This is a genomic window from Bradyrhizobium sp. OK095, assembly GCF_900109945.1.
In the GTDB taxonomy this organism is placed as follows: Bacteria; Pseudomonadota; Alphaproteobacteria; order Rhizobiales; family Xanthobacteraceae; genus Bradyrhizobium.
The window spans coordinates 33,610-58,874 of record NZ_FOBX01000002.1; the positions used below are offsets into that span (position 1 = coordinate 33,610).

Annotated in this window: 25 protein-coding genes; 13 read left to right on the top strand and 12 right to left on the bottom strand. The window is 63.6% G+C overall.

Annotated elements, in window-relative coordinates:
• Nucleotides 1–72 precede the first annotated feature (72 nt).
• Nucleotides 73–432: a hypothetical protein gene (locus tag BMW89_RS37235; RefSeq protein ID WP_143062718.1), complete on the top strand. Its 360-nt coding sequence runs from the start codon at nucleotides 73–75 to the stop codon at nucleotides 430–432.
• 12 nt (nucleotides 433–444) lie between these two features.
• Entirely contained in the window at nucleotides 445–1,494 is a 1,050-nt protein-coding gene (locus tag BMW89_RS05265) for a helix-turn-helix domain-containing protein (RefSeq protein ID WP_092023487.1), read from the top strand.
• A gap of 77 nt (nucleotides 1,495–1,571) precedes the next feature.
• Here BMW89_RS05265 and BMW89_RS05270 read toward each other — a convergent pair whose 3' ends face one another.
• Nucleotides 1,572–2,495, bottom strand: coding sequence for a LysR family transcriptional regulator (locus BMW89_RS05270; RefSeq protein WP_092023489.1), 924 nt, complete (start codon nucleotides 2,493–2,495; stop codon nucleotides 1,572–1,574).
• A 107-nt stretch (nucleotides 2,496–2,602) separates the two neighbouring features.
• Here BMW89_RS05270 and BMW89_RS05275 point away from each other — a divergent pair, with 107 nt between their 5' ends.
• From BMW89_RS05275 to BMW89_RS05325, 11 genes are all read left to right on the top strand, one after another.
• Nucleotides 2,603–2,926 (top strand): Dabb family protein, encoded by a 324-nt coding sequence (locus BMW89_RS05275; RefSeq protein ID WP_092023491.1) that lies wholly within the window; start codon nucleotides 2,603–2,605, stop codon nucleotides 2,924–2,926.
• Nucleotides 2,923–4,002, top strand: coding sequence for a maleylacetate reductase (locus BMW89_RS05280; protein WP_092023493.1), 1,080 nt, complete (start codon nucleotides 2,923–2,925; stop codon nucleotides 4,000–4,002). Before BMW89_RS05275 ends, BMW89_RS05280 begins: the two co-directional genes overlap by 4 nt.
• Nucleotides 4,003–4,006: 4 nt before the next feature.
• Nucleotides 4,007–5,380 carry an amidohydrolase family protein gene (locus BMW89_RS05285; RefSeq protein WP_092023495.1) on the top strand — a complete coding sequence of 458 codons (1,374 nt, stop codon included), beginning with the start codon at nucleotides 4,007–4,009 and terminating at the stop codon, nucleotides 5,378–5,380.
• A gap of 19 nt (nucleotides 5,381–5,399) precedes the next feature.
• Nucleotides 5,400–6,302 (top strand): NAD(P)-dependent oxidoreductase, encoded by a 903-nt coding sequence (locus tag BMW89_RS05290; RefSeq protein WP_092023497.1) that lies wholly within the window; start codon nucleotides 5,400–5,402, stop codon nucleotides 6,300–6,302.
• A 15-nt stretch (nucleotides 6,303–6,317) separates the two neighbouring features.
• A complete protein-coding gene (locus BMW89_RS05295) occupies nucleotides 6,318–7,202 on the top strand; it encodes an intradiol ring-cleavage dioxygenase (protein ID WP_092023499.1) in 885 nt (294 codons plus the stop codon).
• 59 nt (nucleotides 7,203–7,261) lie between these two features.
• Nucleotides 7,262–8,656: an FAD-linked oxidase C-terminal domain-containing protein gene (locus tag BMW89_RS05300; RefSeq protein WP_092023501.1), complete on the top strand. Its 1,395-nt coding sequence runs from the start codon at nucleotides 7,262–7,264 to the stop codon at nucleotides 8,654–8,656.
• 10 nt (nucleotides 8,657–8,666) lie between these two features.
• The gene (locus BMW89_RS05305; protein WP_092023503.1) at nucleotides 8,667–10,190 is read left to right on the top strand and encodes a sugar ABC transporter ATP-binding protein; all 1,524 of its coding nucleotides are present in this window, start codon (nucleotides 8,667–8,669) and stop codon (nucleotides 10,188–10,190) included.
• Entirely contained in the window at nucleotides 10,183–11,133 is a 951-nt protein-coding gene (locus BMW89_RS05310) for an ABC transporter permease (protein WP_092023505.1), read from the top strand. The genes BMW89_RS05305 and BMW89_RS05310 overlap by 8 nt, the downstream gene beginning before the upstream one ends.
• Nucleotides 11,130–12,107 (top strand): ABC transporter permease, encoded by a 978-nt coding sequence (locus BMW89_RS05315; protein ID WP_092023508.1) that lies wholly within the window; start codon nucleotides 11,130–11,132, stop codon nucleotides 12,105–12,107. Before BMW89_RS05310 ends, BMW89_RS05315 begins: the two co-directional genes overlap by 4 nt.
• Before the next feature lie 45 nt (nucleotides 12,108–12,152).
• The gene (locus BMW89_RS05320) at nucleotides 12,153–13,127 is read left to right on the top strand and encodes a sugar ABC transporter substrate-binding protein (RefSeq protein ID WP_177195844.1); all 975 of its coding nucleotides are present in this window, start codon (nucleotides 12,153–12,155) and stop codon (nucleotides 13,125–13,127) included.
• A 64-nt stretch (nucleotides 13,128–13,191) separates the two neighbouring features.
• Nucleotides 13,192–13,479 (top strand): YciI family protein, encoded by a 288-nt coding sequence (locus BMW89_RS05325; protein WP_092023512.1) that lies wholly within the window; start codon nucleotides 13,192–13,194, stop codon nucleotides 13,477–13,479.
• A gap of 224 nt (nucleotides 13,480–13,703) precedes the next feature.
• Here the strand turns inward: BMW89_RS05325 and BMW89_RS05330 are convergent, their stop codons facing one another.
• The 11 genes from BMW89_RS05330 to BMW89_RS05385 all read right to left on the bottom strand — a co-directional run bounded on the left by BMW89_RS05330 (nucleotide 13,704) and on the right by BMW89_RS05385 (nucleotide 25,145).
• Nucleotides 13,704–14,465, bottom strand: coding sequence for an SDR family NAD(P)-dependent oxidoreductase (locus BMW89_RS05330; protein ID WP_092023514.1), 762 nt, complete (start codon nucleotides 14,463–14,465; stop codon nucleotides 13,704–13,706).
• Nucleotides 14,466–14,486: 21 nt separating this feature from the next.
• Nucleotides 14,487–16,226, bottom strand: a complete 1,740-nt coding sequence (locus tag BMW89_RS05335; RefSeq protein WP_092023516.1) for a nitrilase-related carbon-nitrogen hydrolase — start codon at nucleotides 16,224–16,226, stop codon at nucleotides 14,487–14,489.
• Between the two features lie 13 nt (nucleotides 16,227–16,239).
• Nucleotides 16,240–17,229, bottom strand: a complete 990-nt coding sequence (locus BMW89_RS05340; RefSeq protein ID WP_092023518.1) for an acetamidase/formamidase family protein — start codon at nucleotides 17,227–17,229, stop codon at nucleotides 16,240–16,242.
• A 32-nt stretch (nucleotides 17,230–17,261) separates the two neighbouring features.
• Nucleotides 17,262–17,990 (bottom strand): ABC transporter ATP-binding protein, encoded by a 729-nt coding sequence (locus tag BMW89_RS05345; protein WP_092023520.1) that lies wholly within the window; start codon nucleotides 17,988–17,990, stop codon nucleotides 17,262–17,264.
• The gene (locus BMW89_RS05350; protein WP_092023522.1) at nucleotides 17,983–18,699 is read right to left on the bottom strand and encodes an ABC transporter ATP-binding protein; all 717 of its coding nucleotides are present in this window, start codon (nucleotides 18,697–18,699) and stop codon (nucleotides 17,983–17,985) included. Before BMW89_RS05350 ends, BMW89_RS05345 begins: the two co-directional genes overlap by 8 nt.
• Nucleotides 18,699–19,763, bottom strand: coding sequence for a branched-chain amino acid ABC transporter permease (locus tag BMW89_RS05355; RefSeq protein WP_092023525.1), 1,065 nt, complete (start codon nucleotides 19,761–19,763; stop codon nucleotides 18,699–18,701). Before BMW89_RS05355 ends, BMW89_RS05350 begins: the two co-directional genes overlap by 1 nt.
• Nucleotides 19,764–19,778: 15 nt before the next feature.
• On the bottom strand, nucleotides 19,779–20,651 hold the full coding sequence (locus BMW89_RS05360; RefSeq protein ID WP_015687146.1) for an ABC transporter permease subunit: 873 nt from the start codon (nucleotides 20,649–20,651) through the stop codon (nucleotides 19,779–19,781).
• Between the two features lie 90 nt (nucleotides 20,652–20,741).
• Nucleotides 20,742–21,995 (bottom strand): urea ABC transporter substrate-binding protein, encoded by a 1,254-nt coding sequence (locus BMW89_RS05365; protein WP_092023527.1) that lies wholly within the window; start codon nucleotides 21,993–21,995, stop codon nucleotides 20,742–20,744.
• A gap of 10 nt (nucleotides 21,996–22,005) precedes the next feature.
• Nucleotides 22,006–22,671 (bottom strand): ANTAR domain-containing response regulator, encoded by a 666-nt coding sequence (locus tag BMW89_RS05370; protein WP_092023529.1) that lies wholly within the window; start codon nucleotides 22,669–22,671, stop codon nucleotides 22,006–22,008.
• A complete protein-coding gene (locus BMW89_RS05375; protein WP_092023531.1) occupies nucleotides 22,668–23,828 on the bottom strand; it encodes a transporter substrate-binding domain-containing protein in 1,161 nt (386 codons plus the stop codon). The genes BMW89_RS05370 and BMW89_RS05375 overlap by 4 nt, the downstream gene beginning before the upstream one ends.
• Before the next feature lie 270 nt (nucleotides 23,829–24,098).
• The gene (locus BMW89_RS05385) at nucleotides 24,099–25,145 is read right to left on the bottom strand and encodes a Rieske 2Fe-2S domain-containing protein (RefSeq protein ID WP_092023535.1); all 1,047 of its coding nucleotides are present in this window, start codon (nucleotides 25,143–25,145) and stop codon (nucleotides 24,099–24,101) included.
• Nucleotides 25,146–25,265: the final 120 nt, after the last annotated feature.

The window sequence follows — 25,265 nt, forward strand, 5'->3', positions numbered from 1 at the left end:
ACGGCACACTGCCCAGGACGTTGGACGCATTGTCTGGTCCCCTCTTCTTGGCGCTCGGGGCTGGAGATGAAGATGCAGCGTCGCGTCAGCATCTCTTCCCTTTTTGCGCGCACGTTTTTTCAAGCACGCGGCAAACACCTGCCGCGTGCGCTCTGCATCCGCAGAGCGCTTTCAACCCGTATCGCTGAGGTTGCAAATGGTATCCGAAGATTGGACGGCTGTGATGTGCAGTTTGTGCCAGCACGGCGTGCCGATCGGCGAGGCTTAACGACACATGTCGCAAATTCCTCAATTCGCAGCGTTATCCGGCGCATACCTCACATCAAATTCGGCGATGATTTGCCTCAGAACGCGAGGTCAAATTGCCACATCCACCTCGCGTTGTGGTGGTATTTCGCTGTGGCCTGCCGCAGAATTGTCGCGCTTGAGTAACAGGGTACGGCCATGGGGCAATTCCTTCTGGTTGATTCGCGTCAGCTCGACGGCTTCGAAGGCCTTCACCAGGCCGTTCACGGGTCGCACGTCGACGTCACGCAGCTCGGACGCGGGCGGTTGCGCGGAACGTTGTCGCATGTCGGCATCGGCGATTTCTCGCTCAGCATCGGCACCTTCAACGTCGGCATGCGCACGCAGCGCGTCTCCAGCGACGACAAGCTGATCATCGGCATGCTGCTCGCGGCCGAGGAGCGCGTCGCCCACTGGTCGTTCGACATGCAGCTCAACGACGTGCTCGTGATTCCGCCGCTGCTCGAGCATGACGGCATTTTTCGCGGCGCGTCCGCTTACGCCGCCATGCGCTTCGACCTCGGCGAGGTCGCGTCCCTGTTCGGCGGCGAAGCGAGGCTGAGCGATCCCGACACTTGGCGCAGCCGTCGCCATTACCGGGCGGATCGAGCAACCGGTGCCATCGCGAACCACCGTCTGGGCGGAATCATGTCACATCTCCACGCGCACAAGGATGGATTGACGCCATCGACTGCGGAATACTGGAAGCGAGCGATCGTCGAATGCATGGCAATTAACGTCATGTCGTCCTTGCCACCCGACGACTCCGGCTGGCTTCCTTCGGCGAGACGACTGACCCGCAGGGTTGAGGAGCACCTTGACGAGGCTGACATGCGCCCGGTCCACGTTTCCGAGATCTGCGCCGCGATGGGAGTGTCACGCCGTACCCTTCATCGCGCCTTCCAGGAAGTGTTCGGGTTGGGGCCCGTCACCTTTCTGCGGCAAAAGCGCCTGTGTGCGGTGCATTCCATTCTGCACGCGAGCGCTCCAGGCTTGACGACGATCGCGGCGGTCGCGATGGAGCAAGGCTTCTACGAATTGGGGCGCTTTTCGCAGTATTATTTCGCGATGTTTGGAGAGCACCCGTCGCAGACGCTGGGAGGCCGAACAGGCTTTTGCCAGATTCCGGAACCGCCGGGCCGCACACTCTCAGGCATGATCCGGAAAAGTGCGAATCGGTTTTCCGAAAAGATCATGCGCAAACAATAATCTAAAACGCGATGACGATTCATCCCAATGTCATCGCGCTTTAGCGATCGTGAAGCCGCCTGAGCTCGAAAATGTCGTCACTTCGTCGCGTCGATCCAGATCCCCGGCTCGGAATGCTCGCGGATGTGGGTGACGAGAAAGTCGGAAAAGACCCTGATCTTGGCGGGCAGCCTGACGCGGTTCTGGTAGGCGATGTTCATGGTGAGCAGTGGCAGCTCCCAGCCCATCAGAACAGGCACCAGCCGGCCGGCCGCGATATCATTCTGCACGATGTAAAGTGGCTGGATCAGGATGCCGAGCCCTGCGCGCGCGGCGCCGCAGATGATCTGGCCGTCATTGCTGTCGAGCGTCGGCGCGATCCGGACGGTCTGCGTCGTGCTGCCCTGGCTCAGCCGCAGCGAATAGGGATCGTTGGCGAGATTGTAGATCAGCATGTTGTGGCGGGCGAGATCGGCAGGGTGCTCCGGGTGACCGTGCTTCTCCAGATATGACGGAGCCGCCGCGAGCACGCGGTGCATCTGGCCGATGCGGCGGACGATGATGTTGGAATCCGGCTCCTGCTCGCGCGTACGGATCGCGACGTCGATGCCGGCTTCGATGAAGTCCAGATAGCGGTTGGCGCTGATGATCTGCACGCTGAGATCAGGATAGAGCGCACGGAAGGCGGGCAGCATCGGCGCGAGATAGATCATCGCGAAGGACAGCGAGCTCGTCACGCGCAGCATGCCCTTTGGCGACAGCGCACGGTCGGAGACGGCGTCTTCCGCTTCGGCGAACTCATTCAGAAGTGTGCTGCAACGCTGCAACAACTCCTGCCCTGCCTCGGTCAGCCATTGCCGGCGCGTGTTGCGCTCGATCAGCCGGACCGCAAGCCGTTCCTCCAGTGCGCTGAGGTGACGGCTGGCAGCCGCGTTCGACATCCGCAAGATTTCGGCGGCCTTGGACAGACTGCCGAGCTCGGCGGTTTTGGCGAAGACTTCGAGTTGGAGCAGCCGGTCCATTTTTGCATAAATCGGAAAAGAGACTTACAAAGTTTGGCCTTTATTTCCGATTTCTGCAAGGCAAAATAGCGGCAACAAAGCACAATGGCAGGCGAGGAAATCAGGAAATGTCGGGCGCGATCAGGCACATCGTGATGTGGCGGCTGCGCGGGGAGACCCCTGCGGAGCGCTCCGCCGCCCGGGTCAAGGTCAAAACCCTGTTCGAGGGCCTGCGCGGCCGGATCGACGGCCTTACCCATATCGAAGTCGGGCTCGATGTCAGCGATGTCGACTACGCCTGCGACGTCGTGCTGTTCTCCGAATTCACCGACCAGGCCTCGCTCAAGGCCTACGCGACCCACCCGGAACATTTGCGCGTGCGCGAGGCGCTGGGCGACTTGCGGATCGGGCGCTTCCAGGTCGATTATCCCATCAAAGAGACCGGCGCATGATCGGTTCGTTTACCTTTGAAAACCTGCCTTGCCGTGTCGTGTTCGGCAGCGGAACGCTGGCCTCAGCAAAAGCCGAGGTCGAGCGGCTCGGCGGCAAGCGCGCGCTGGTGCTGACCACGCCGCAGCAGGAGGCGCAAGGCGCAAGCCTGGGCGCGGCACTCGGCTCGCTTTATGCCGGCATCTTTCCCGGCGCGACCATGCATACGCCTGTCGACGTCACGGAGCGCGCGCTCGCCGTGATGAAGGCGTACGAGGCCGATTGCGTCATCTCGCTTGGCGGTGGCTCGACCACGGGCCTTGGCAAGGCGCTGGCCTTGCGCACCGGAATCAACCAGCTCTGTATCCCCACCACCTATGCCGGTTCGGAGATGACGCCGATCGTCGGCCAGACCGAGAACGGCCTGAAGACCACAGTGCGCGACGCGGCTATATTGCCGGAGACTGTGATCTATGATGTCGATCTCACCTTGACGCTGCCGGCGGGCCTCGCCGCAACATCAGGCATCAACGCGATCGCGCATGCGGTCGAGGCCCTCTACGCGCGCGACACCAATCCCGTGACGTCGCTGATGGCGGAAGAAGGCATGCGCGCGCTCGCCCGCGCCCTGCCCGCCATTGCCGCAAAGAGCGATGACCGCGAAGCCCGCACCGAGGCGCTCTACGGCGCCTGGCTGTGCGGCGTCTGCCTCGGCACTGTCGGCATGGCGCTGCATCACAAGCTCTGCCACACGCTCGGCGGCACTTTTGATCTGCCGCATGCCGAGACCCATACGATCGTGCTGCCGCATGCGCTGGCCTACAACGCGCCGGCGGTGCCCGATGCGATGGCCCGTATCTCGCGCGCGATCGGCGCGCCCGATGCATCGCAGGGACTTTTCGAACTCGCCAAGCGGCTCGGCGCGAAGATGGCGTTGCGCAACGTCGGTATGCCCGAGAGCGGCATCGACAAGGCGGCCGATCTTGCCGTCACCAATGCCTACTGGAACCCGCGCCCGCTCGAGCGCAATGCCATCCGCGACCTCATCGCGCGCGCCTGGGCCGGCGAGCCGCCTGTTACCATCAAAGCGGCGGCGTAAGGCGATGCGGCGCACGCTGATCAAATCTGCCACGATCATCAGCATGGATGACGCGATCGGCGATTTTTCGAGCGGCGATGTGCTGGTCGAGGGCAGCCGCATTGTCGACGTGCGCCCATCGATCGATCTCGGCAGCGGCGCGGCGGAAACCGAGATCGTTGACGGCAGGACGCGCATCGTCATCCCGGGCCTGATCAATGCGCATATGCACACCTGGCAGACGGCACTGCGCGGCTATGCTGCGAACTGGACGCTGCTCGAATATTTCCGCCGCATGCATGCAGGCCTCGCCACCGTATTCCGGCCCGAGGATATTCATATCGCGACTCTCGTTGGCGCGCTGAACCAGATCAATTGCGGCACCACGACGCTGGTCGACTGGTGTCACAACAACCCGACGCCCGATCATACCGACGCCGCCGTGCGCGGCCTGATCGAGAGCGGCATCCGCGCCGCCTTCTTCCATGGCTCGCCAAAACCCGAGCCGAAGCCGGGCGAACCGCACTTCTCCGAGATCCCACATCCGCGCCGCGAGGTCGAGCGGCTGCTGGCCGGTCCCCTCGCCGATCGCGACGGGCTCGTCACCCTCGGGCTTGCTATCCTTGGCCCGCATTACTCGACACTCGACGTCGCCATGCACGATTTTCGCCTGGCGCGGGAGCTGAAGCTGATCGCGTCGATGCATCAGGGCGGCGGTCCGGCGAAGACGCCTGATGGTTGGGAAAAGCTGATCGAGGCCGGCCTCGTCGGCGCCGGCATCAACATCGTCCATGGCAATGATCTGCCTGATGACTTGCTTGATCGTCTTGTCGATCTCGGTGTGTCGTTCTCGGTCACGCCCGAGAACGAGATGATCCAGGGCCACGGCTTCCCGATCACCGGTCGCCTGCTCAAGCGCGGCGTGCGGCCGACCATCGGTATCGATCTGGAATCCGTGCTGGCCGGCGATCTCCTTTCCGTGGCGCGCGTCGCACTGTCGATGCAGCGGGCGCTGGACAATGCGGAGTCGCGTAAAGAGAGCGGCAGCATTCCGGCCACGACCACGATCCCGGTGCGCGAAGCGCTGCGCTGGGTCACGACGGAAGGTGCCCGCATGCTCGGCCGCGAGCATCAGATCGGCTCGCTGACGCCGGGGAAACTGGCCGACCTCGTCATTATCAATGCCTCCGATCTCAACCTTGTCCCGGTGCACGATCCCGTTGCCACCGTCGTGATGCAGACGAGCCTCGCCAACGTCGAGTCTGTCATGATCGGCGGCGTCTGGAAAAAACGGAACGGCCGACTGCTGGTCGAAGGGCTGGAGACGAAGAAAGAGCTGCTGGTGCAATCCGGCCGGCGGCTGGTGCAGGACATCGAACGACAGGGACGTGCCGCCTAGGCGCCCAAGGACAAGACCAATGACAGACACTTCGAAGAACGTTGCTTTCATCGGGATCGGCAAGATGGGCCTGCCGATGTCGGCCCTCGTCGCCAAGGCCGGCCATGCGGTGACCGCATTCGATCAGAGCCCGGCACGGATCAACGAAGCACGCGCGCAAGGCATTTCGATTGCCGCTTCGCTGGCTGAGGCCGTGAGCGGCAAGGCCGCGGTCGTGACCTCCCTGCCCGATGACGCGGCCCTGCGCGGAGCGTTGCTCGGTCCCAACGGCCTTATCGCCGCGATGGCGCCCGGCGCCGTCTTGATCGAGACCAGCACCGTGAGCGTCGAGGCCTCTACCGAAGTTGCGACCGCCGCGCAGGCCCACGGCATTGCCTATCTGCGTTCGCCGGTCTCCGGCAATGCCAGCATCGTTCACACGGGCGCGCTGAGCTGCTTCGTCTCGGGGCCGAAGGACGCCTTCGAGAATGCAAAGCCGCTGTTCGCTACCTTCACGCGCGCCCAGACCTATCTCGGCCCGGCTGAGGAAGCGCGCTACGCAAAACTCTCGGTCAATCTGATGATCGCGGTGTCGGCGGCGATGATGGCGGAGAGCCTGGCGCTGGCGCGCAAGGGCGGCATCGCCTGGCAGGACATTTTGAAGGTGCTCGACGACAGCGCTGTCGCTTCACCGATGGTCAAGTACAAGACCGCGCCGCTGCGGACGCGTGATTTCGAATCCACTTTCTCCTGCAAGCAGATGGCCAAGGACCTCGACCTCATCCTCGGCGCCGGCCACGCGGTCGGCGTGCCGCTTCAGCTCGCAGCACAAGTGCGCGAGACCTATGGCTCGCTGGTCGCGCAGGGCGACGGCGACACTGACTTCATCGCGACCGTCAAGCATCTGGAACGGCTGTCCGGGCTTGGCGAGCCCAAACTCTGATCGGCGGAGGCACAGATGCGCAACTTCAACGAGACCACCATCACGGACGCGGTGCTGGAGCGGATCGCGGGGGCAACCGATCCACGCATCAAGCAGGTTAGCGAAGCTCTGGTGCGTCACCTGCATGCCTTCGTCCGCGAGGTCCGGCCGACCCAGAAGGAATGGGAATACGGCATCGATTTCCTGACCCGCACCGGGCACATGTGCGACGACAAGCGCCAGGAGTTCATCCTGCTGTCGGATACGCTCGGTGTCTCCATGCTGGTCGACGCGATCAACCATCCGGTTCCGGAGGGCGCGACCGAGACCACGGTGCTCGGCCCGTTCTTCGTCCAGGCCTCGCCCGAGAAGCAGAACGGCGACGATATCTCTGGCCCGATGGAAGGCGATCCGATGCTGGTCACGGGGTCGGTCTCGACCATCGACGGACGTCCGCTCGCGGGTGCGATCGTCGACGTCTGGCATTCCGACGATGACGGTTATTACGACGTGCAGCAGCTCGACAAGATCGGCGATCTCGCGATGCGCGCACGCTTCCACACCGACCAGAATGGCCGCTTCAATTTCTGGTCGATCAAGCCGGCCGCTTATCCGATCCCGCATGACGGCCCGGTCGGCGACATGCTGGAGGTGCAGGGACGCCATCCCTGGCGCCCGGCACATGTGCATTTCATGATCTCGGCGCCGGGCTTCGAGCAGCTCGTGACCCATGTGTTCGTCGCCGGCGACAAATATCTCGACTCTGACGTGGTGTTCGGCGTCAAGGACAGCCTGATCCGCGAATTCGCTGGGCATCCCGCCGGCCGTGCGCCGGATGGTCGCATGGTGGACAGCGACTATTTTCACCTCAATTACGATTTCGGCCTGAAGCAGGTCGCGAGCAGCGCAAGGGCCGCCTAAGCTAAGGCGGCGACGGACCAGACAAGAGTCCGGCAACAGGGAGCAGACGGGAGCTAGGGATGGGACCGCGGGTCAGCACGAGCATATTGGCCGAGCGCCTCACCGGCATGATCGGCCCGCGCGCGAGCGTCGCGCGCGGCGTGCTCGATCAGCACGGGCAGAGCGAATCGCATTATCGCAATTTGCCGCCCGATATCGTCGTCTTCCCCGAGACGACGCAGGAGGTCGCGGAGATCGTGAAGCTCTGCGCGGGTGCGAATATGCCGATCGTCCCGTTCGGCGCAGGCACCTCGCTCGAGGGCAATGCGGCCGCTGTCGCCGGCGGCGTCTGCTTCGACTTCGCACGCATGAACAAGGTGCTGGCGGTGCACGACAGCGACATGGATGTCGTGGTGCAGCCCGGCATTACGCGAAAGCAACTCAATGCGGAGCTGCGCAATACAGGCCTGTTCTTCCCGATCGATCCCGGCGCCGACGCCTCGATCGGCGGCATGACGTCCACGCGTGCGTCCGGCACCATGGCGGTGCGCTACGGCACCATGAAGGACAATGTCATGGCGCTCGAGGTGGTGCTGGCCGACGGACGCGTGATCCGCACCGCCAAGCGCGCCCGCAAATCGGCCGCCGGCTATGACCTGACGCGCATGTTCGTCGGCGCGGAAGGCACGCTCGGACTCATCACCGAGATCACGCTGAAGGTGCACCCCGTGCCGCAGGCGATCTCGGCCGCCGTTTGCAGCTTCGACACCCTGCACAACGCCGTGGACACTGCGATCTCCGTGATCCAGTCCGCGATCCCCGTGGCACGCATCGAGCTGGTCGACGACGTCATGATGCGCGGCATCAATGCCTATGCAAAGCTCGGCTATCGCGAGGCACCGACCCTGTTCTTCGAATTCCACGGCTCGGAGATATCAGTCGCCGAGCAGGCCGAGGCCGCGCAGGCGATCGCCGCCGACCATGGCGGGCATGGCTTTGCCTGGGCCAAAGCGCCGGAGGACCGCAGCCGGCTCTGGCACGCCCGCGACAACACGCTCTATGCGGGCCTGGGCTTGCGACCTGGCGCACGCGCCGTGATCACCGATGTCTGCGTGCCGATCTCGCGGCTGGCGGAATGCCTGACCGAAACGCGGCGCGATGCGGACGCGCACGGCTTTACCGCGCCGATCGTCGGCCATGTCGGCGACGGAAATTTCCACATGCTGATCCTGATCGACCCGGCGAAGCCCGAGGAGTCCGAGGCTGCCAAGGCGCTGCAAGCCCGCATGGTCGCCCGCGCCATCGCTATGGACGGCACCTGCACCGGCGAGCACGGTATCGGGCTCGGCAAGATCGACTACCTCACCGACGAACTCGGCGAGGCCGTCGATGTGATGCGCTCGATCAAGGCCGCGCTCGATCCTGATGGCCTGATGAACCCCGGAAAGATCTTTGCGAGCGGAGCCAAAACATGAGTGAGATGGCATGAGCGACGCGCTCGCGATTGAGGTCACCTCGCCTGTCCCGCTGCTGGAGTTGCGCGGCATCAGCAAGGAGTTTCCAGGCGTCAAGGCGCTGGACGACGTGTCCTTTGCCATCTTCCCCGGCGAAGTCCACATGCTGCTCGGCGAAAACGGTGCCGGCAAGTCGAGCCTGATGAAGGTGCTGTGCGGCGCCTATCGCGCCGATGCCGGCGAATTCTACCATGAGGGTAAGAAGGTCGCGATCGCCTCGACCGCGGATGCGCAGAAGCTCGGCATTGCCGTGATCTTCCAGGAATTCTCGCTGGTCCCCTATCTCGACATCGCCCAGAACATCTTCCTCGGCCGCGAGCCGAAGGGCCGCATCCCCGGCACCATCGACCGCCGCGGGATATTGGCCGCGGCAAAGCGCGTGCTCGATACGATCGGCTTCGACATCGATCCCTCCACCACCGTCGACAAGCTCGGCGTCGCACAGCAGCAGATGGTCGAGATCGCCAAAGCGATCAGCCAGAACGCGCGCATCCTCGTCATGGACGAGCCGACCGCAGCACTGTCCGACCGCGAGACCGAGCTGCTGTTCGCGCTGATCGCGCGGCTGAAGGCCGACGGCGTGTCCATCGTCTATATCTCCCACCGCATGGCCGAGGTGTTCGCGCTCGGCGATCGCATCACGGTGCTTCGCGATGGCCGCCGCATCGACGGCGTCCGCCCCGCCGACGTCACACCGGACCAGCTCGTTCGCATGATGGTCGGCCGCAACGTGGATATGACCTATCCGCGCAATTTCGCCGACAAGCCGGGCGAGCTGCTGCTCGAGGTCAAGGGCTTGAGTTCGTCGACCGGCATCTCCGACATCAATATCGAGGTGCGCCGGGGCGAGATCGTCGGGCTGTGCGGCCTGGTCGGCTCCGGCCGCAGCGAGGTCGCCCGCGCCATCTTCGGTGCCGATCCCACCAGCGCCGGCGAGATCATCTTCGACGGCAAGAGCATGTCCGGCGAGCCAGATCTTGCCGCCCGCCGCGGCATCGCGCTGATCCCGGAGAGCCGCAAGAGCGAGGGCCTCGCGCTGCTGCGATCGGTGAGCGACAATCTGGTGGTGTCGGCGCTGCGAAAGCTGTTCCCGAGCGGTCTGTTCGACCAGCGTGCAGCGCAGCGCGCCTCCGACTGCCTGATCCGGCAGTTGAGGATTGCGACACCCAGCGCACGCCAGACCGTAGGCCTGCTCTCCGGCGGCAACCAGCAGAAGGTCGTGATCGGCAAATGGCTGGCGGCCGGCTCGAAGCTTTTTATCTTCGACGAGCCGACGCGGGGCATCGATATCGGCGCCAAGTCCGAAATCTTTGCCCTGATCGACCGGCTGGTCGCCGAAGGCGCGGCGGCTTTGATGATTTCGTCCGAACAGGTCGAGATCTGCCATGTCTGCGACCGCGCCTATGTGATGCGCGAAGGCCGCATCGCGGGACACTTGACCCGCAACGAACTGACCGAGGAGAACATCGTGCGACTGGGGATGCATCATGCGTGAGGCCGCGGTCGTCTCTCAACCCAATCCGCTGCAGCGCATTCCCGGCGTTGCTATCGTGCTGGTGCTGCTGATCGCCCTGTTCGGCGCGATCGCGCCCGGCTTCCTGTCGGTCGCCAACCTCTCCAACGTGCTGGTTCAGTCCACCATCCTGACCATGCTCGCACTGCCGATGACGCTGATCATCATGACCGAGGGGCTCGACCTGTCGATGGGCGCGGTGCTGACGCTGACCTCGCTCTGCGTCGCCATCGTCTCGCTCGCCACTCACTCGATGCTGCTGGGCCTGGGTGCCGGCCTCCTCGTCGGCGCGGCCTTCGGCATCGCCAACGGCTGGCTGGTCGCGATCCTGGGCATTCCGCCCTTCGTCGCGACGCTGGGCACGCTCGGCATGGCGCAGGGCCTGTCGCTGATCGTCAGCGATGGCCAGAGCGTGGTCGGCATCCCCCACAGCGTGCGCGACATCTATTCGTCGACGCTGCTCGGCATCCCCGTGCCGATCGTGATGGCACTGGTGACATACGCGGCCTTCCACGGCCTGCTCTATCACACCCGCTTCGGCACCTACATTTTCGCGCTCGGCGGCAACCGTGAGGCGCTGCGTTATGCCGGTCTCTCGCCGAACAAGCTGCTGATCGCGGTCTATGCGCTCGGTGGCGCCATGGCCGGCATCGCCGGCCTGCTGATGACCGCGCGGATGAATTCCGGCCATCCCACCGCCGGCCTGGGCCTCGAATTCGATGCGATCGCCGCCGTCGCGGTCGGCGGCACCTCGTTCGAGCGCGGCAATGGCTGGCTGCTTGGCACATTGCTCGGTGTGATCGCGGTCGGCGTGCTACGCAACGGGCTGAACCTGATCTCGATGCCGTCTTCGGTGCAGGTCGCAAGCGTCGGAATCCTCGTCATCGTTGCCCTGTTCCTCGATGGCCTCAGGAGCCGCGCATGACCGACATCACCAAAGAGGCGATGATGCCGCCCCGCTCGTTCCTGTCGCAGGATGCCATTCAGGTGTTCTATCGCCTGCTGGCGGCTTTCCTGATCTGCGCGGTGCTCGCCGTGCTCAGCGACTCCTTCCTGAGCCTCGGCAACATCCTCAATGTGCTGCGCCAAGCGAGCCTGACCTTCTTCATCGCCTCGGGCCTGACGCTGGTGGTGCTGACAGCCGGCCTCGACCTCTCCGTCGGCGCCAATGTCGCGCTGTCGGCCTGCATCGCCGGCACCGTGATCCACAAGACCGGCTCGCCGGCGCTCGGCATCCTCGCAGGGCTTGCCTGCGGCGGCCTCGTCGGGCTCCTAAACGGCGTGATGGTCACGGCGCTCCGCATTCCCTCCTTCATCGCCACCTACGGCATGCTCTGGGTGCTGAACGGCCTCACCTATTGGTACATGGCGGGCGAGACACTTCACGGCTTTCCCGCAGGCTTCCGCCAGATCGGCAGCGGTTATCTATTCGGCCTGCCGATCCCGGTCTACTTGCTGCTGGTGTTCCTCGGGATCGGAACACTGTTCGCGCAGCGCACGATCTGGGGCCAGGAGATCTATGCGATCGGTGCCAATCCGGTCGCGGCACGGCTCTCCGGCATCCCGGTCGCGCGGCGTCTGCTGCTGGTCTACGCGGTCTCAGGGACCATGGCCGGGCTCGCCTCGATCATCTTCCTGTCGCGGCTCAATTCGGCCGAGGCCGATATCGGCGAGAGCCTGACGCTGCCGGCCATCGCGGCCGTGCTGATCGGCGGCACCTCGCTGTTCGGCGGCGTCGGCACCGTGTTCGGCACCTTCATCGGCGCGCTGATCCTGACGCTGGTGCTGAACGGCATGAATTTGCTCTCGGTCAGCGCCAATTGGCAGCCGCTCGTGACCGGCATCATCGTCATCCTCGCGGTATGGCTCGACATGAAGACCCGCCGCCGGACGTCATGAGTTCTTTGCAAAATTAAACAAACCAAAATGAGGGATGGAGACTACATGAAACAGAAACTGGGTTACCTCGCACTGCCGCTGCTGATGGCCGCAGCGTTCACCACAGAGGTGCGTGCGGACGGCGAGACCATCGCCGTCTTCACCAAGAACCAGACCAATCCGTTCTTCCAGACGGTGCGGGTCGGCGCCGACAACATGGCGAAGACGCTGAACGCGAAGACACTTCAGTACATCCCGACCAAGCCTGACAGCATCCCCGAGCAGCTCAGCCAGATCGAGGACGTCGTGGTGAAGAAGCCGAGCGCGATCGTGTTCACGCCGGTCGACTACAAAGCGATGGTGCCGGGCGTCGAGAAGATCAACGAGGCCAAGATTCCAGTCGTCAACATCACCGACCGCTCGGCGGGCGGAAAATTCCTCTCCTTCGTCGGTGCCGACGACTACAGCCTCGGGCTCGAGACGGCACGCTTCATGCTGAAGACGCTCGGCGGCAAGGGCAACATCGTCATCATCGAGGGCGTCAAGGGCTCGCTGACCAATGTCGACCGCGTCCGCGGCTTCAACGACGCGCTGAAAGAGAACGTAGGCGCCAAGCTGCTGGCCTCGCAGCCCGGCAACTACCAGCGGCTCCAGGCGCTCCAGGTGATGGAAAACCTGATGCAGTCGAATTCGCAAATCGACGGCGTGCTCGCCGCCAACGACGCCATGGCGGTCGGCGCGATCGAGGCGCTCGACGGCGCGAACCGGAAAGCCCAGGTGATCGGCATCAACGGCACCAAGGAGGCGATCGACGCGATCAAGTCCGGCAAGCTGCTCGCAAGCGGCGACTACAACGGCTTTGCGCAAGGCTGCCTCGGCACCATGATGGCGATCCGGTCCTTGCGAAACCAGCCTGTCATCGCCGAGATCGTGCTGAAGCCGACCGTTATCACCAAGGACAATTACCAGCCTTTCGACGTGCCGCTGGAACAGCGAACGTGCCCGACCTTTGAAGAAGCCAGCAAGCTCGGCGCCAAGTAAATCAGTCCATCACGACAAGCACGGACGGTCGCCCTTGCGGCCGTCCCAAGACAACGGAGACATCATGCTATTCGCAATTCACGCCGTCGACCGCGCCGGTGCGCTGCCGACCCGGCTCGATCATTATGACGCCCACAAGGCTTTCCTCAGTGACACCTCGCGCTTCGGCGTCAAGATCGTGATGTCGGGGCCCCTCGTCTCCGACGACGGCGAGAGCATGATCGGCAGCCTGTTCCTGATCGAGGCGCCGGGCCGCAGCGAAGTCGAGGCCTTCAATCATGCAGATCCATTTGCCGCAGCCGGCATCTGGGAAAAGGTCACGATCACGGGCTTCCTGCGACGCCAGGGCTGAGGGTGACCAAACAAAAAAAGCGAAAACAACCCCATGCACAGTAGAACAGGGTTGTTTTTGCTTGCGAATTTTACCACGTCGATCGCTTTGACACGTCGGGCAAAACAGGAGCAGAATACAACCATCGCCCGATCGTCACCCTGCGCGCACCGTCTTGCGCCCTTGTCGGAAAACCGCACGCATGGCTTGCGCGATCTCCCTCATGGCAGCGGCAATACGTTCGCCTAAAACTGCACGCCGCGCGTCAGCGCTCCGTCGACCACGAGGTTGGTGCCCGTGATGAAGCTGGCGGCGCGGCTGGCGAGGAAGACGACGGCATTGGCCATTTCCTGCGGCGTGCCCATCCGCCCCGTCGGATTGAGCGCCAGCGCGGTGTTGTAGAGTTCGGGGTTGTTGTCCTTGATCATGTTCCAGACGCCGCCGTCGAAATAGGTGTTGCCCGGAGAGACCGAATTGGCGCGGATGTTCTTCGCCGCGAGCTGGTTGGCCAGCCCCTGAGTGTAATGAATGATCGCCGCCTTGAAGGTGCCGTAGGGACCGGCCGCGAAATCGACCTCACGTCCGGAGACGCTCGATATGGTGACGATCGCGCCGGCGGCGCTCTTCTCCAGATGGGGCATGGCCGCGTTCACGAGCCGGACCGTACCCATCATGTCGGTTGAAAATTCCTTCTCCCAGCTCTCGTCGTCCTGCCCGATCGCGAGCGCGCTGACATTGGCGACGACGACATCGATGCCGCCGAGCTTTGCCGCCATGTCAGCGACCCAGGCCTTCAGCATGGCTGCGTCGGCGACGTCGACCGCACCGCCATAGGCCGCAACACCCTTGGCCTTGAGCGCGGCGACAGTGCTCTCGACCTCGGCCAGATTGCGCGAGCAGACGCCGACATCGGCTCCTTCGGCCGCAAACGTCTCGGCGATTGCGCGGCCGATTCCCTTGGTGCTTCCCGTGACGAGAACCTTTGCGCCCTTGAGTCCCAGATCCATGGCCTGTTTCCTTTTCTTGGTTCAGTAGTTGCTCGCGGTCGCCTTGACCAATCCGCGATAGCTGTGCGGCATTCGCATCGAGACCAGATCCTTTCGCCGCACGACATTGGTCGGATAGGCGCTGTCGAGATTGGTGGTATCGACCATGGCGGTAGCAAGGCCCGTGCCGCCGGAAACGATCGCCTCCCGTCGCGGAAATTCGAACGTATCAGGGCCGAACACGCCACTCAGCCCGGGATAACCGCGTCTGGGGTCGACAACATTGGCGAAGGCGAAGAACAGGTTGTTTTCGCCGGCACGGACCCGGAAATGATGCCAGTGATGCGGATCCGGGCCGGTCGGAATAGGCTTCGGCTGCCCCACCTCCGTGCCGGCATGCGACGAACTGAAGCGCCCCTTGATCGCGGCGGGACAGACGATGAGATCGCAGCCGCGCAGCGCCAGCACCCGGCCCGCTTCCGGAAAAGATGCGTCGTGACCAATCAACAGTCCGATGCGACCGATCGGCGTGTCGACGACGGTCCATCCGTCACCTGCCGTGGCCCAGCCGCGTTCGTCGGCAGCGAGATGCGTCTTGCGATAGACCGAGATGGTTCCATCGGGCGCGACGAGGCAGGCGCTGTTGTAGACCAGATCGCCGTCGCGCTCGGCAAGGCCGCAGACAAGGTGGAGATCTAGCTCTCTTGCGAGCGTGGCAAGGCTGTCCGTCGCAGCTCCCGGTATCGGTTGCGCGGATGTCGCGGGATCGGCAAGCCCCGTCAGCGCAAGCTCTGGAAAGACGACGAGCTCCGCGCCTCCGGCTTTGGCCTTGCCCGCGAGTGCCGCGATCTCCCCGAGATTCTGGCTGACATGATCGCCGGGCGCAAATTGCGCGACAGAGACCTGCGACGTCTTTCCGGTTGGCCAGGGCTCGTGGCCGTAGAGGCTGAAGAAGTCGCGCGGATTCCAGCTGAATGTGTCGGTGAGCAGCTCCGGATAGAGCTCCGGCCGCCGCTGCGCGAACACGGTCTCGCCGAGCACGCGGCGCGCGCGTGCGGTATCAAGATCGATCTCGGACATCAGCACGCCATCGCCTTTGTCGAGCACTGCCATCACCTGCCCCTCCGGCGCGATCACGCAGCTGCCGCCGCTGAACTGCACACTGCGCTCGAGTCCCCATCGGTTGCTTTCGATAACGTAGCAGCCGTTTTCGAAGGCCCGGCTAATCCAGTACGGCGCCGGCGTGCGCTCGGCCAGCCAGTTCGAGATGTGGCAGATGACGTCCGCGCCGCCCAGCGCCATCAGCCGCGCGGTCTCCACGAAATGGATGTCCATGCAGATCAGCAGCGCGATTCGCCCGATCGGCGTCTCGAACACCTGGTTGTGCAATTCGCCGGCCGCGGCCCATTTCGGCTCGGAGATATAGGGATGCGTCTTGCGGTGACGGCCGACGACGCCGTCGGGCCCGATCAGGACGGCACTGTTGAAATAGATGCCGTCCTCGTCGACCTCCGGCATGCCGACGACGATGAAGCAGCCGTGCTTGCGCGCCAGCGCCGCAAAACGGTTCGTGGTCGGCCCCGGGATCGCTTCGACGAAGGGCGCAACCTCGGCGCGGTCGAACCAGCAATAGCCCGTCGTTCCCATTTCCGGGGTGACGATGAGCCTCGCACCGGCCGCCGCCGCCTGCTCGCAGAGTTCGAGCAGGCGCGCGATGTTGCGCTCTTGCTCGAACATTGTCGGCTCAAACTGGACGGCGGCGACCTTGTGGGTGGTGGGCATGATCCGGCTTGCCTCAAACGAGATAGGACTTCTTGATGGAGGCGCCGAGCGTGTATTTGGGATCGACCATGTTGCCGACGCGCATGCGGCCAGCCTGGGTCAACAGCATGTAGGCGTCGATCTCGTCGAAGCCATAATCAGCCGCCATCCAGCGGCACAGCTCGCGATAGGCGATGCGGGCTGCATCCTCCATCGGCCGGGCCGAACCGATGGTCATGATGAAATCCTTGGTCTCGAGCCGCGGCCATGCAATTTTCCAACCCTTGATCAGGTCGATCTGCACCGTGGTCACTGTGGGGTGCTCGATGGCGACGCCGCAGAGTTCGCCGTCGCCCTGCGCCGCATGGCAGTCGCCGAGATAGAGCAGCGCGCCCTTGGTGTTGACCGGCAGGTAGATGACCGCGCCGACGCCGACATCCGGCAGGTCCATGTTGCCGCCGTAATAATCCGGCACCAGCGAGGAGATTGCCTCGATTTCCGGCGAAGTGCCGATGGTGCCGATGAACGGCTCATAAGGCAGCGTGATCTTGTCGTTCCATTTGGTGCCGGTCTTGGCGTCAATCACGAGCTTCTTGACACGCTCCGGCAACGCCGGATTGAGCAGCGCGGTCTGGCCGGTCGAGACCAGGCCGCCGAAGTCAGGCATGACCACGGTGGTGCCGCACGGCTGCGGCCCGCGCGGCACGATGCTCTCGATATAGACCGCGAGCGTGTCGCCCTTCTCCGCACCGTTGACGTGAATCGGCCCGTTTTGCGGGTTGAGGAACGGGAAGTTGAGGATTTTCGACGGGCTGTCCGTCTCGTGCTTGATCGCGCCCTCGAACGCGTCATGCGTCTCGGCGGCGACGACCGCGCCGGGGTCGACGGTCAGCACCGGGCCCACATAGGGACCGTAGACGTAGTGGTACTTGCCCTGTTCGCTCTCCGTGAGAGAGTACTGTTTGCCGCGCTCGCCCTTGGCGACACCTTTGCGTGCCATGATGGAATCGTTCTGCCAGGCCATTGCCGTTCTCCTTGGTTGGGCGTCGTTTCTTTTCAAACCGCCAGATGGCGGCGCATCTCCGCCACGTCGTCGAGCGCCGAACGATCGAGACTTGCGACGATGCGCCCCTTGTCCATGACGTAGCAGCGCTGCGCCATGGCGCGGATCATGTCGAGATTCTGCTCGACCAGGATGATGGTCACGCCGGTCCTGCGATTGAGCTCGACCATGTTGCGCGCGATGTCCTGGACGATGTTGGGCTGGATGCCCTCCGAGGGCTCGTCGAGCAGGATCAGATTGGGATCGGCGATCAGGACCCGTCCGATCGCGAGCTGCTGCTGCTGGCCGCCGGACATGGTGCCGGCGCGCTGATTCCAGCGTTCTTCGAGAATCGGAAAGGCCTCGACGATCTTGCGTCGGCCCGCCTCGGGAATGCCGCCGCCCTTGATCGCCGCGCCGACCGCGACGTTCTCGCCGACAGTCAGGCGTGGAAACACGTCGCGCCCCTGCGGCACATAACCCATGCCGAGGCGTGCCCGCTTGTGCGCCGGCAGGGAGTCTACCGCCTCGCCGCGATAGACGATCGAGCCGCTCATCGCCGGTACGAGCCCGATCAGGCTCTTCATCAGCGTCGACTTGCCGACGCCGTTGCGCCCGATCACGGCGACGATCTCGCCTTCCCGCACCTCGATCTCGAGGCCCTGGAGCACCGGCTTGCCGCCATAACCGGCGCGCAGAGCCAGCGTCGAGAGGATGACTTCCTTACGTGCGATATCAAGCATGGGCCTGCCCCAGATAGATCGCCGCCACGCGCTCGTCGGCCACGATCTCCTGGATCGAGCCTTGGGCAAACACCTGGCCGAGATGCAGCACGGTGACGCGCTGGGCGACCTGGCGCACGAACGCCATGTCGTGCTCGATCGCGAGCACGGTCATTCCGCCGACATTGAGCCGCTGCACCATCTCGCCGGTCATGTGGGTTTCCTCGGGCGACATCCCGGCGGTCGGCTCGTCCAGCAGCAGGAGGCGCGGCTTCAGGCTGATCGCCATGCCGATCTCCAGCCATTGCTTCTGGCCATGGCTGAGATTTCCCGCCATCTGCGCCTGTTCGGATTCGAGGCCAAGGAATGTCAGCAGCCGGCCGATCTCGGCTTCGAGTTCGGCGCCGCGATGCCGGCTTTGCAGGGCGATCTCGAGGTTCTGGCGGACGGACAGGCCCTTGAAGACACCAGGCACCTGGAACTTGACCGAGAGGCCGCGGTGAATCCGGGCGAAGGATTTCAGCGCCGTGATGTTCTCGCCGGCGAAGAGAATGTCACCGCTGCCGGGGTGATGCTCGCCGAGGATCAGGCGGAACAGCGTGCTCTTGCCGGCACCGTTGGGGCCGATCAGGCAATGAATCTCGCCGGGTTCGAGCGAGAGGTTTACGGCGTTGGTGACGTGCAGGCCGCCAAAATGCTTGTTCAGTTCGCGCAGCTCCAGCAGCGACATCAGCCGGCCCTCTGCTTGAAACGGACCGCGAGGCGGCCGAGCCAGTGCATCAGCCCGAGCACCAGCCCGTTCGGGGCGATCAGGACCGTGAGCACGAGCAACACGCCCATGAACACGAGCGCATACTGGCTGCCGTAGATCGTCAGCGCCTGGAACGCAGCCAGCACGACCAGCGTGCCGACCACGGTCGAGGTCAAATCGCTGCGGCCACCGACGGCGACCCAGATCAGCGGCAGCGCCGCCGCCGTCATGCCCATGCTCGACGGCGTGATGTACTGCCCCCACACCGTGTAGAGCACGCCGGAGATTCCAGCCAGCGCGGCGCCGATGACGAAGGTAATGAGCTGATACTTGCGGATGTCGTAACCCAGCATCTCCGCCCTTTCAGGGTTCTCGCGGATCGCAACGATGACGTTGCCGAACGACGAGTTCATCAGGATGCGCAAGGCGAGATAGACGACGACCAGCAGACCAAGCACGAAGTAGTAGAGCCCGATATCGGCGGACAGCACGATCGGCTCGCCTGGCCACGGGATGGTCAGAGGCGGCATCGCGCTCATGCCATTAAAACCGTTGAGACGCGCGCTGCCGATGTGCCATTCCGGCCCCGCCGTCTGCGCCATGAAACGCTCCAGCATCAGGGTCACGGCCAGCGTGACGATGCCGAGAAAGACGCCGGCGATGCGGCCGAAGAACATGAAATAGCCCAGCAGAACCGCGAACAGCGCGGCGATCGCGACCGCCACCACCAGCGCCACAAGCGTGAAGCCGTAGGCCGATCCGAAATTGAGCGTGAGGACGCCGTAGGCATAACCCCCGATCCCGAAGAACGCCGTCTGGCCGAAGGACAGCGAGCCGCCATAGCCCCAGATCAGGCACAGGCTGAGCGCGATGAAGACCCAGACGAAGAAATAGACGGTGTTGCCGACGGTGTAGCCGTCGCTGAATAGCGGATAGGCCAACGCGACCAGCAACACGACGGCAAACAGGCTCCAGAAGGCCCTGCCGCGACCGACGGTCTGCGGGCCTTCGAGACGACGAAAGAAGGAAACGAAACCGGTCACGACGCCATCACTCCGTCAGGTGCGCTCGCGCAACACGAAGCCGGAGATGCCTTTCGGCAGAACCCGGACCACAATGATGACGGCGACCAAGAGGCCGATCTGGCCGAACAACTGTCCCTGCCAGGACGTCATCCCCGACTTCACGATCGCAAGCAGGCCGCCAGCGGGCGCGGTTCCAAGGAAGACATCGGCGCCGCCGATCACCACGGTGACGAAGGCCTCCATGATGAAGGTCGCCCCCATGGTCGGAACCAACGTCATGGTCGGCGCATAGAGCCCGCCGGCAAGTCCGGCGAGGCCTGCGCCGCAGGCGAAGGTGAGGCTGTAGATCAGGCGCGTATCGACACCGAGCGCTGCCGCCATGTGCGGCACCTGGATGGTGGCGCGCGCCAGCACGCCGAAACGCGTCCAGTTGAACAGCGCATAAAGCGCGGCGAGCACGCCGAGTGCCGAACAGAACAGCACGATGCGGTAAATCGAATAGGAGTAATCACCGACCTGAAAACTGCCGAACGGCGTGCCGACGCCAGCCATGGTCGAGCCGACCATGATCAGCGTACCCTGCGTGGCGATCAGGCTGAGCCCCCAGGTCGCGACGATGGTGTCGAGCGGCCGGTCATAGAGATGCCTGATGACCGCAAGCTCGACCAACACGCCCACCAGCGCCGATACGATTGTGCCCGCCAGGATGCCCAGCGGCAGCGGCAGACCGGCATGCACGGTCGCGGCGGTGACATAGGCACCGCACATAATGAACTCGCCATGGGCGAGATTGATCACGCCCATCATGCCGAAGATCACCGCAAGCCCGCAGGCCGACAGCACCAGGAACGCGAAGGCGTCGCCGAATTGATAGAGGGCCGAAAAGACGTGGGTCGCGATGTCCATGAACCAACCAGTGTGAGGAAAGAAACTGCCGCCGCAGGTGTCCGTGATCGTCCCGGCGCGCCGCGAGCGCCGGGACGATCATCCGCCGGGTCAGGGCTTCGGCGGAGGATTCGACGGCGTGTACTGCGCCATCGGATCTTTCTTGGTGAGATCGCAGCCGGCTTCACCCAGCCAGTAAGGCTTGATGTCTTCCCACGTCTTCGGGAAGGAGATCGAATGATCGGCTCCGACCTTGGCGAGGTAGATCGTGTGCGACATGTGCTGGCTCTTCGGGTCGATGCAGACCTTGCCCTCCGGGGCATCCATGCAAACATCGCCCATCGCGATCACCTTGCGGATGTCCTCGCGCTTGGTCGACTTCGCGCGCTCGACCATCTGCTTGTAGAGGTAGACGGCGAGATAGGAGTTTTCCGCCTCCTGGTTCACGTAGGGCTCGCTCGGGAACTTCGCCTTGAACTTGGCGTAGAACTCCTTGCTCTTCGGCGAGTCGATCTCCTCGATGTAGTTGGTGGTGACGTACATGTCCTTCAGGCTCGGCGGCTTGAAGCGCTTGTGCTCGTAGCCCTGTCCGACGTTGACCGAGGAGGCCATCGGCAGGTTGACGTTGGCGGAGGCCGCCTGCTCGTAATAGGAAGCCTGCGCGGTGCCGACCAGCAGCGTGACCACGAAGTCGGGCTTGGCTTTCTGGATGTTCTGGACGCTCTGCGAGAATTGCGACACGCCGAGTGGGATGAACTCCTCGCCGGCCATCTTGCCGCCGTTCTCCTTGACGATCTTGCGCACCCATTCCGCCGAGATCTGGCCGAAATTGTAATCGGCGGCGAGCGTGTAGACGTTCTTGCCGTACTTCTCCATCATGTAGGGAATAAGGGTCGAGAATTGCTGCTCCGGCACCGCGCCTGTCACGATCATGTGGCCGTCGCAGACACCGCCTTCATACTGGTTGTTGTAGAAGGCAAAGCCGTTGAACTGGTCGACAATCGGGCGGTACGCCTCGCGCGAGGCCGAGGAGAAGCCCGCGAACACCACGTCGACCTTGTCACGCTGGAGCACGCGGCGCATGAACTCCTGATAGCGGGTGTTGTCGGACTGCGTGTCATAAGGAACGAGCTCGATCGGCCGGCCCATGATGCCGCCGGCCTTGTTGATCTCCTCGGTGGCGAGCTGGATCGCGTGGACCTTGCCGATCGTGGCCGCGGCGAAATCGCCCGACTGATCCTCCAGCACGCCCATTTTGATCGGGTTTTCCGCCGCCAGTGCAATTTGTGATCCGATGGATGATCCGAGGACAAGCGTCCCCGTGAGGGCTGCGGCACGCAGCCCCCGCAATACAGACTTGCTCATTTTGCTTCTCCTAGATGGCTTGCTTGTTGCCGCCTTGCAGCGTGATGCCGGTCGTGCGGCCGGACGTGTCGGGCGGCTTCGCCCGCTTGCTCAGAAACTCCTCGCAATAGAGTTCCATGTTCTGCCGCGCGCGCATGCTTTCGCGACGGAGCTGGGAATAGGCCCCCTCCTCGTCGAGGCCGCCCTGCTGCATCAGCAGGACCACGGCCCGGATCACCGCGCGACGGCCGCGACGGCGCTCCTCGAGGTCCTGCAGGCGCTCGCTCATTTCGGCGCGCAGCAGGAACTGGTTGATGCCCATGAACAGAGATGTGTAGACCGCACCGCCATGCACCGGCTTGCGCAGGAACGACGTCGCGCCGAGATTGACGAGCGCCTTCAGCCGGCTCGGCGCTTCGACGCCGACGAGACCGATCACCGGCACCGGCGGCAGATGCGAGGCCGGGTTGAGCTCGATCGCGACGGCGCCTTCGAGATCGCCGTCGACGAACAGGATGTCGCGGTCGGCCTGGAGGCTCGTCACGTCGATCTGCGCGCGACCGTCGATGATCTCAGGATATTCGGTAGAGACGCCGAGCTTGGCGAGCGTCGTTTCGAGCGTGCTCTCCCAGCCGCCTCGCCGGGTCACGACGATGGCGCGGCCGCCCTTGAAATTCTGTAGCAGTCGAGAGCTCATGATTGCACCACTTTCAAAAGCGGAGAGCGCATTGCGCTGGCAAAGCGCGGCGACGACTGGACGAGATAGGGATCCGGCGCGATCGGCTCGCGGGATTCCAGCAGAACTTCGAATTGCCCGTTGGCAGAAGAACGGCCGATCCGCGGCGTGAGCCAGGCATGAAAAGTCTGCCGGTCGATGCGGACTTCCCCTTGCGGCGCGCGCAGCCGCTGATCCGCCACGGCGGCGCGCACTTTGCGCGCGTCGTCGGTCCCAGCCTGCGACAACGCGGACGCGAGCAGCTTGACGGCGATATAGGACGACTCCGCATCGGCCGACGAGACCGGTCCATCCGGAAAAGATTGCGTGTAGGCATCGATGAAAGCGGCGTTTTCCGGCGAATTCAAGGACGAGAAATAGACGCTTGAGGACAGATGCCCGTCGACGGCCTCGGGGCCGATCTCCGGCAATTCCGGTTCCGACAATGTACAGCTGGCAACGGGAATTTCCGCGGCCTGATCGATCCCACGCGCCCGGCAGGCAGCGCGGAACGCGCGGAAGAACGCGTAGGCGCTGGTGCCGATCAGATTGTTGAAGACGAAGTCCGGACGCTGATCGATGATCGCCGCAATGACCTGGTCGACCTCGGTATCGCCGACCGACAGATAACGCTCGGCGAGCACGGTGCCGCCGCGCGCAATCAGCGCCTCGCGGAAGATGCGGTTGTTCTCCCAGGCCCAGATGTAGTTGGAGCCGACGCAGAAGGCGCGCGAGCCGACTCGGGATGCCAGATAATCGACCAGCGGCAGCACGTGCTGGTTCGGTGCGGCACCGGTGTAGATGACGTTATCGGAGCTCTCGAAGCCTTCGTAGTGGGACGGATACCACAGCAGCCCGTCGAACTTCTCGAAGCACGGGATCACCTCCTTGCGGCTCGATGACGTGTAGCAGCCGACCACCTGGCGGATGCCGGAACCGAGCAACTCGAGACTGAGCGAACGATAGCGCGCGAGGTCGCCGGACGGATTGACCACGACAGGCTCGAGCTCGATATCGAGACCGCTCGCATTGACCTCTTGAAACGCCAGCAGCGCGCCATTGAGGATCGAGCGCGCGACGACGCTGTAGGAGCCCGTCGTCGAGAACATCACACCGACCCGATAATGCTTCCGCGTCATCACTCGATCCAAAAACAAAAAAGCACCCGCCGGCTGTCAAGCCGAGGGCGCTTTTGCCGCCAACCAAACACGCTCATGCGTGGCGTTGGAAATGGTTTGAACTCGTCGCGTTGACGGGCTGCCTTGCCCGACGCTTGCATGTTACGGTCGTTGAGATCGAATGCGATGTCAAGCGCGTTGTTGCAGCGGAAATTGCCGCAATTCATATCGGCCTGTAGCAAATATGTGCAGGGCACGCGGCGTGCTCTGTTTCGCATGCGCCCCGGTCACTCAGTTTGCGACCGCGTCCTCGGCCGCCGGGTCTTGCGCGCGATCCGGCATCGGTCCGTCACCCGCCAATGCACGAATCCAGCGGCGATACTCCACGCCGAGAAGATCGCTTCGCAGGTGTATCTCGTCCTTGGGATGAAGCGGCAAAGTCTTCGGGCGTTGCGACTCGACGATCACGCGGTCCTGTTCGTACACCTTGTCCATGCGCGCCACGACCTGCTCGACGGCAATGTCCAGGCCGAAATTGACGGCGGCGGTCAGATGCAGCACGCAGTTTTCGAGATCGACCGGCGTGACGGCCAAGAACGTGCAGAAGCGCTCGACGTCGCCGGTCTTCTTGTTGAAATAGGCCGTCGTGGGGCGGAAGCAGTAGTAATGATAACGCGCGGTGATGGGAATGCCGCGATGATCGCCGTGGGGCTGAAACAAGGTGATCTCGCTGGTGCGCAAGCCTTCATCCGTCAACACGACATCGTAATCCACGAGCTCGTCGGGATCATCGGGGTTGCCATTGAGGTTGGCGTGCACGAACGGAAAATGCGCCGGATCGAGGAAGTTCTCCACGGCACGAAGCGCGTTTGCGTTGTAGTGGTACGGTCCCGCCTGGACCTTGCGATAGGTCGCATCCTCCCAAACGGGAAACGGAGGAACAGCGGAGACGGGATTGCCCATGCAGACCCAAACATATCCATACCGCTCGATCGCGTGATGGCGGAATGCCGTGGCTCGGCTCGTCGGCCGGGTCGTCGGATGGGCCGGGTAGCGACGGCACGCACCATCGGCGCCGTATTCCCAGCCGTGGTAGGGGCAGACGACGCAACCATCCTTCACCCAACCGAGCGACAAGCGCGCGCCGCGATGACGGCAATAGTCCTTCCACGCGTGAACCTCGCCGTCATGGCGCCACAGGATGATATCCTCGCCAAGCAGACGCGCCGGCACGATGGCGTCTTCCGCGACCTCCGCACTCCCTCGGACCACGTGCCATTCATTGATGATGGCGCGATAATCGGCTCTCTCGGTATCCCAGGTTGACGCGATCACCATGACCTCACCTCACTCGCCATTGGAGCGACCCCACTACAACCTTTGGATGCTTCAACGTCAACCGGATTGTCGGGATTGCACGACTTCGCGTGAGATATCGAGGATATGAAGTCCGGCGTC

Coding starts and splice junctions, on each gene's coding strand:
- BMW89_RS05310 (WP_092023505.1), top strand. CDS start 10,183: ATGCGTGAGGCCGCGGTCGTCTCTCAACCCAATCCGCTGCAGCGCATT.
- BMW89_RS05330 (WP_092023514.1), bottom strand. CDS start 14,465: ATGGATCTGGGACTCAAGGGCGCAAAGGTTCTCGTCACGGGAAGCACC.
- BMW89_RS05360 (WP_015687146.1), bottom strand. CDS start 20,651: ATGGACATCGCGACCCACGTCTTTTCGGCCCTCTATCAATTCGGCGAC.
- BMW89_RS05280 (WP_092023493.1), top strand. CDS start 2,923: ATGATCGGTTCGTTTACCTTTGAAAACCTGCCTTGCCGTGTCGTGTTC.
- BMW89_RS37235 (WP_143062718.1), top strand. CDS start 73: ATGCAGCGTCGCGTCAGCATCTCTTCCCTTTTTGCGCGCACGTTTTTT.
- BMW89_RS05325 (WP_092023512.1), top strand. CDS start 13,192: ATGCTATTCGCAATTCACGCCGTCGACCGCGCCGGTGCGCTGCCGACC.
- BMW89_RS05305 (WP_092023503.1), top strand. CDS start 8,667: ATGAGCGACGCGCTCGCGATTGAGGTCACCTCGCCTGTCCCGCTGCTG.
- BMW89_RS05315 (WP_092023508.1), top strand. CDS start 11,130: ATGACCGACATCACCAAAGAGGCGATGATGCCGCCCCGCTCGTTCCTG.
- BMW89_RS05300 (WP_092023501.1), top strand. CDS start 7,262: ATGGGACCGCGGGTCAGCACGAGCATATTGGCCGAGCGCCTCACCGGC.
- BMW89_RS05270 (WP_092023489.1), bottom strand. CDS start 2,495: ATGGACCGGCTGCTCCAACTCGAAGTCTTCGCCAAAACCGCCGAGCTC.
- BMW89_RS05295 (WP_092023499.1), top strand. CDS start 6,318: ATGCGCAACTTCAACGAGACCACCATCACGGACGCGGTGCTGGAGCGG.
- BMW89_RS05385 (WP_092023535.1), bottom strand. CDS start 25,145: ATGGTGATCGCGTCAACCTGGGATACCGAGAGAGCCGATTATCGCGCC.
- BMW89_RS05375 (WP_092023531.1), bottom strand. CDS start 23,828: ATGACGCGGAAGCATTATCGGGTCGGTGTGATGTTCTCGACGACGGGC.
- BMW89_RS05275 (WP_092023491.1), top strand. CDS start 2,603: ATGTCGGGCGCGATCAGGCACATCGTGATGTGGCGGCTGCGCGGGGAG.
- BMW89_RS05320 (WP_177195844.1), top strand. CDS start 12,153: ATGAAACAGAAACTGGGTTACCTCGCACTGCCGCTGCTGATGGCCGCA.
- BMW89_RS05265 (WP_092023487.1), top strand. CDS start 445: ATGGGGCAATTCCTTCTGGTTGATTCGCGTCAGCTCGACGGCTTCGAA.
- BMW89_RS05370 (WP_092023529.1), bottom strand. CDS start 22,671: ATGAGCTCTCGACTGCTACAGAATTTCAAGGGCGGCCGCGCCATCGTC.
- BMW89_RS05350 (WP_092023522.1), bottom strand. CDS start 18,699: ATGTCGCTGCTGGAGCTGCGCGAACTGAACAAGCATTTTGGCGGCCTG.
- BMW89_RS05335 (WP_092023516.1), bottom strand. CDS start 16,226: ATGCCCACCACCCACAAGGTCGCCGCCGTCCAGTTTGAGCCGACAATG.
- BMW89_RS05340 (WP_092023518.1), bottom strand. CDS start 17,229: ATGGCCTGGCAGAACGATTCCATCATGGCACGCAAAGGTGTCGCCAAG.
- BMW89_RS05365 (WP_092023527.1), bottom strand. CDS start 21,995: ATGAGCAAGTCTGTATTGCGGGGGCTGCGTGCCGCAGCCCTCACGGGG.
- BMW89_RS05290 (WP_092023497.1), top strand. CDS start 5,400: ATGACAGACACTTCGAAGAACGTTGCTTTCATCGGGATCGGCAAGATG.
- BMW89_RS05285 (WP_092023495.1), top strand. CDS start 4,007: ATGCGGCGCACGCTGATCAAATCTGCCACGATCATCAGCATGGATGAC.
- BMW89_RS05345 (WP_092023520.1), bottom strand. CDS start 17,990: ATGCTTGATATCGCACGTAAGGAAGTCATCCTCTCGACGCTGGCTCTG.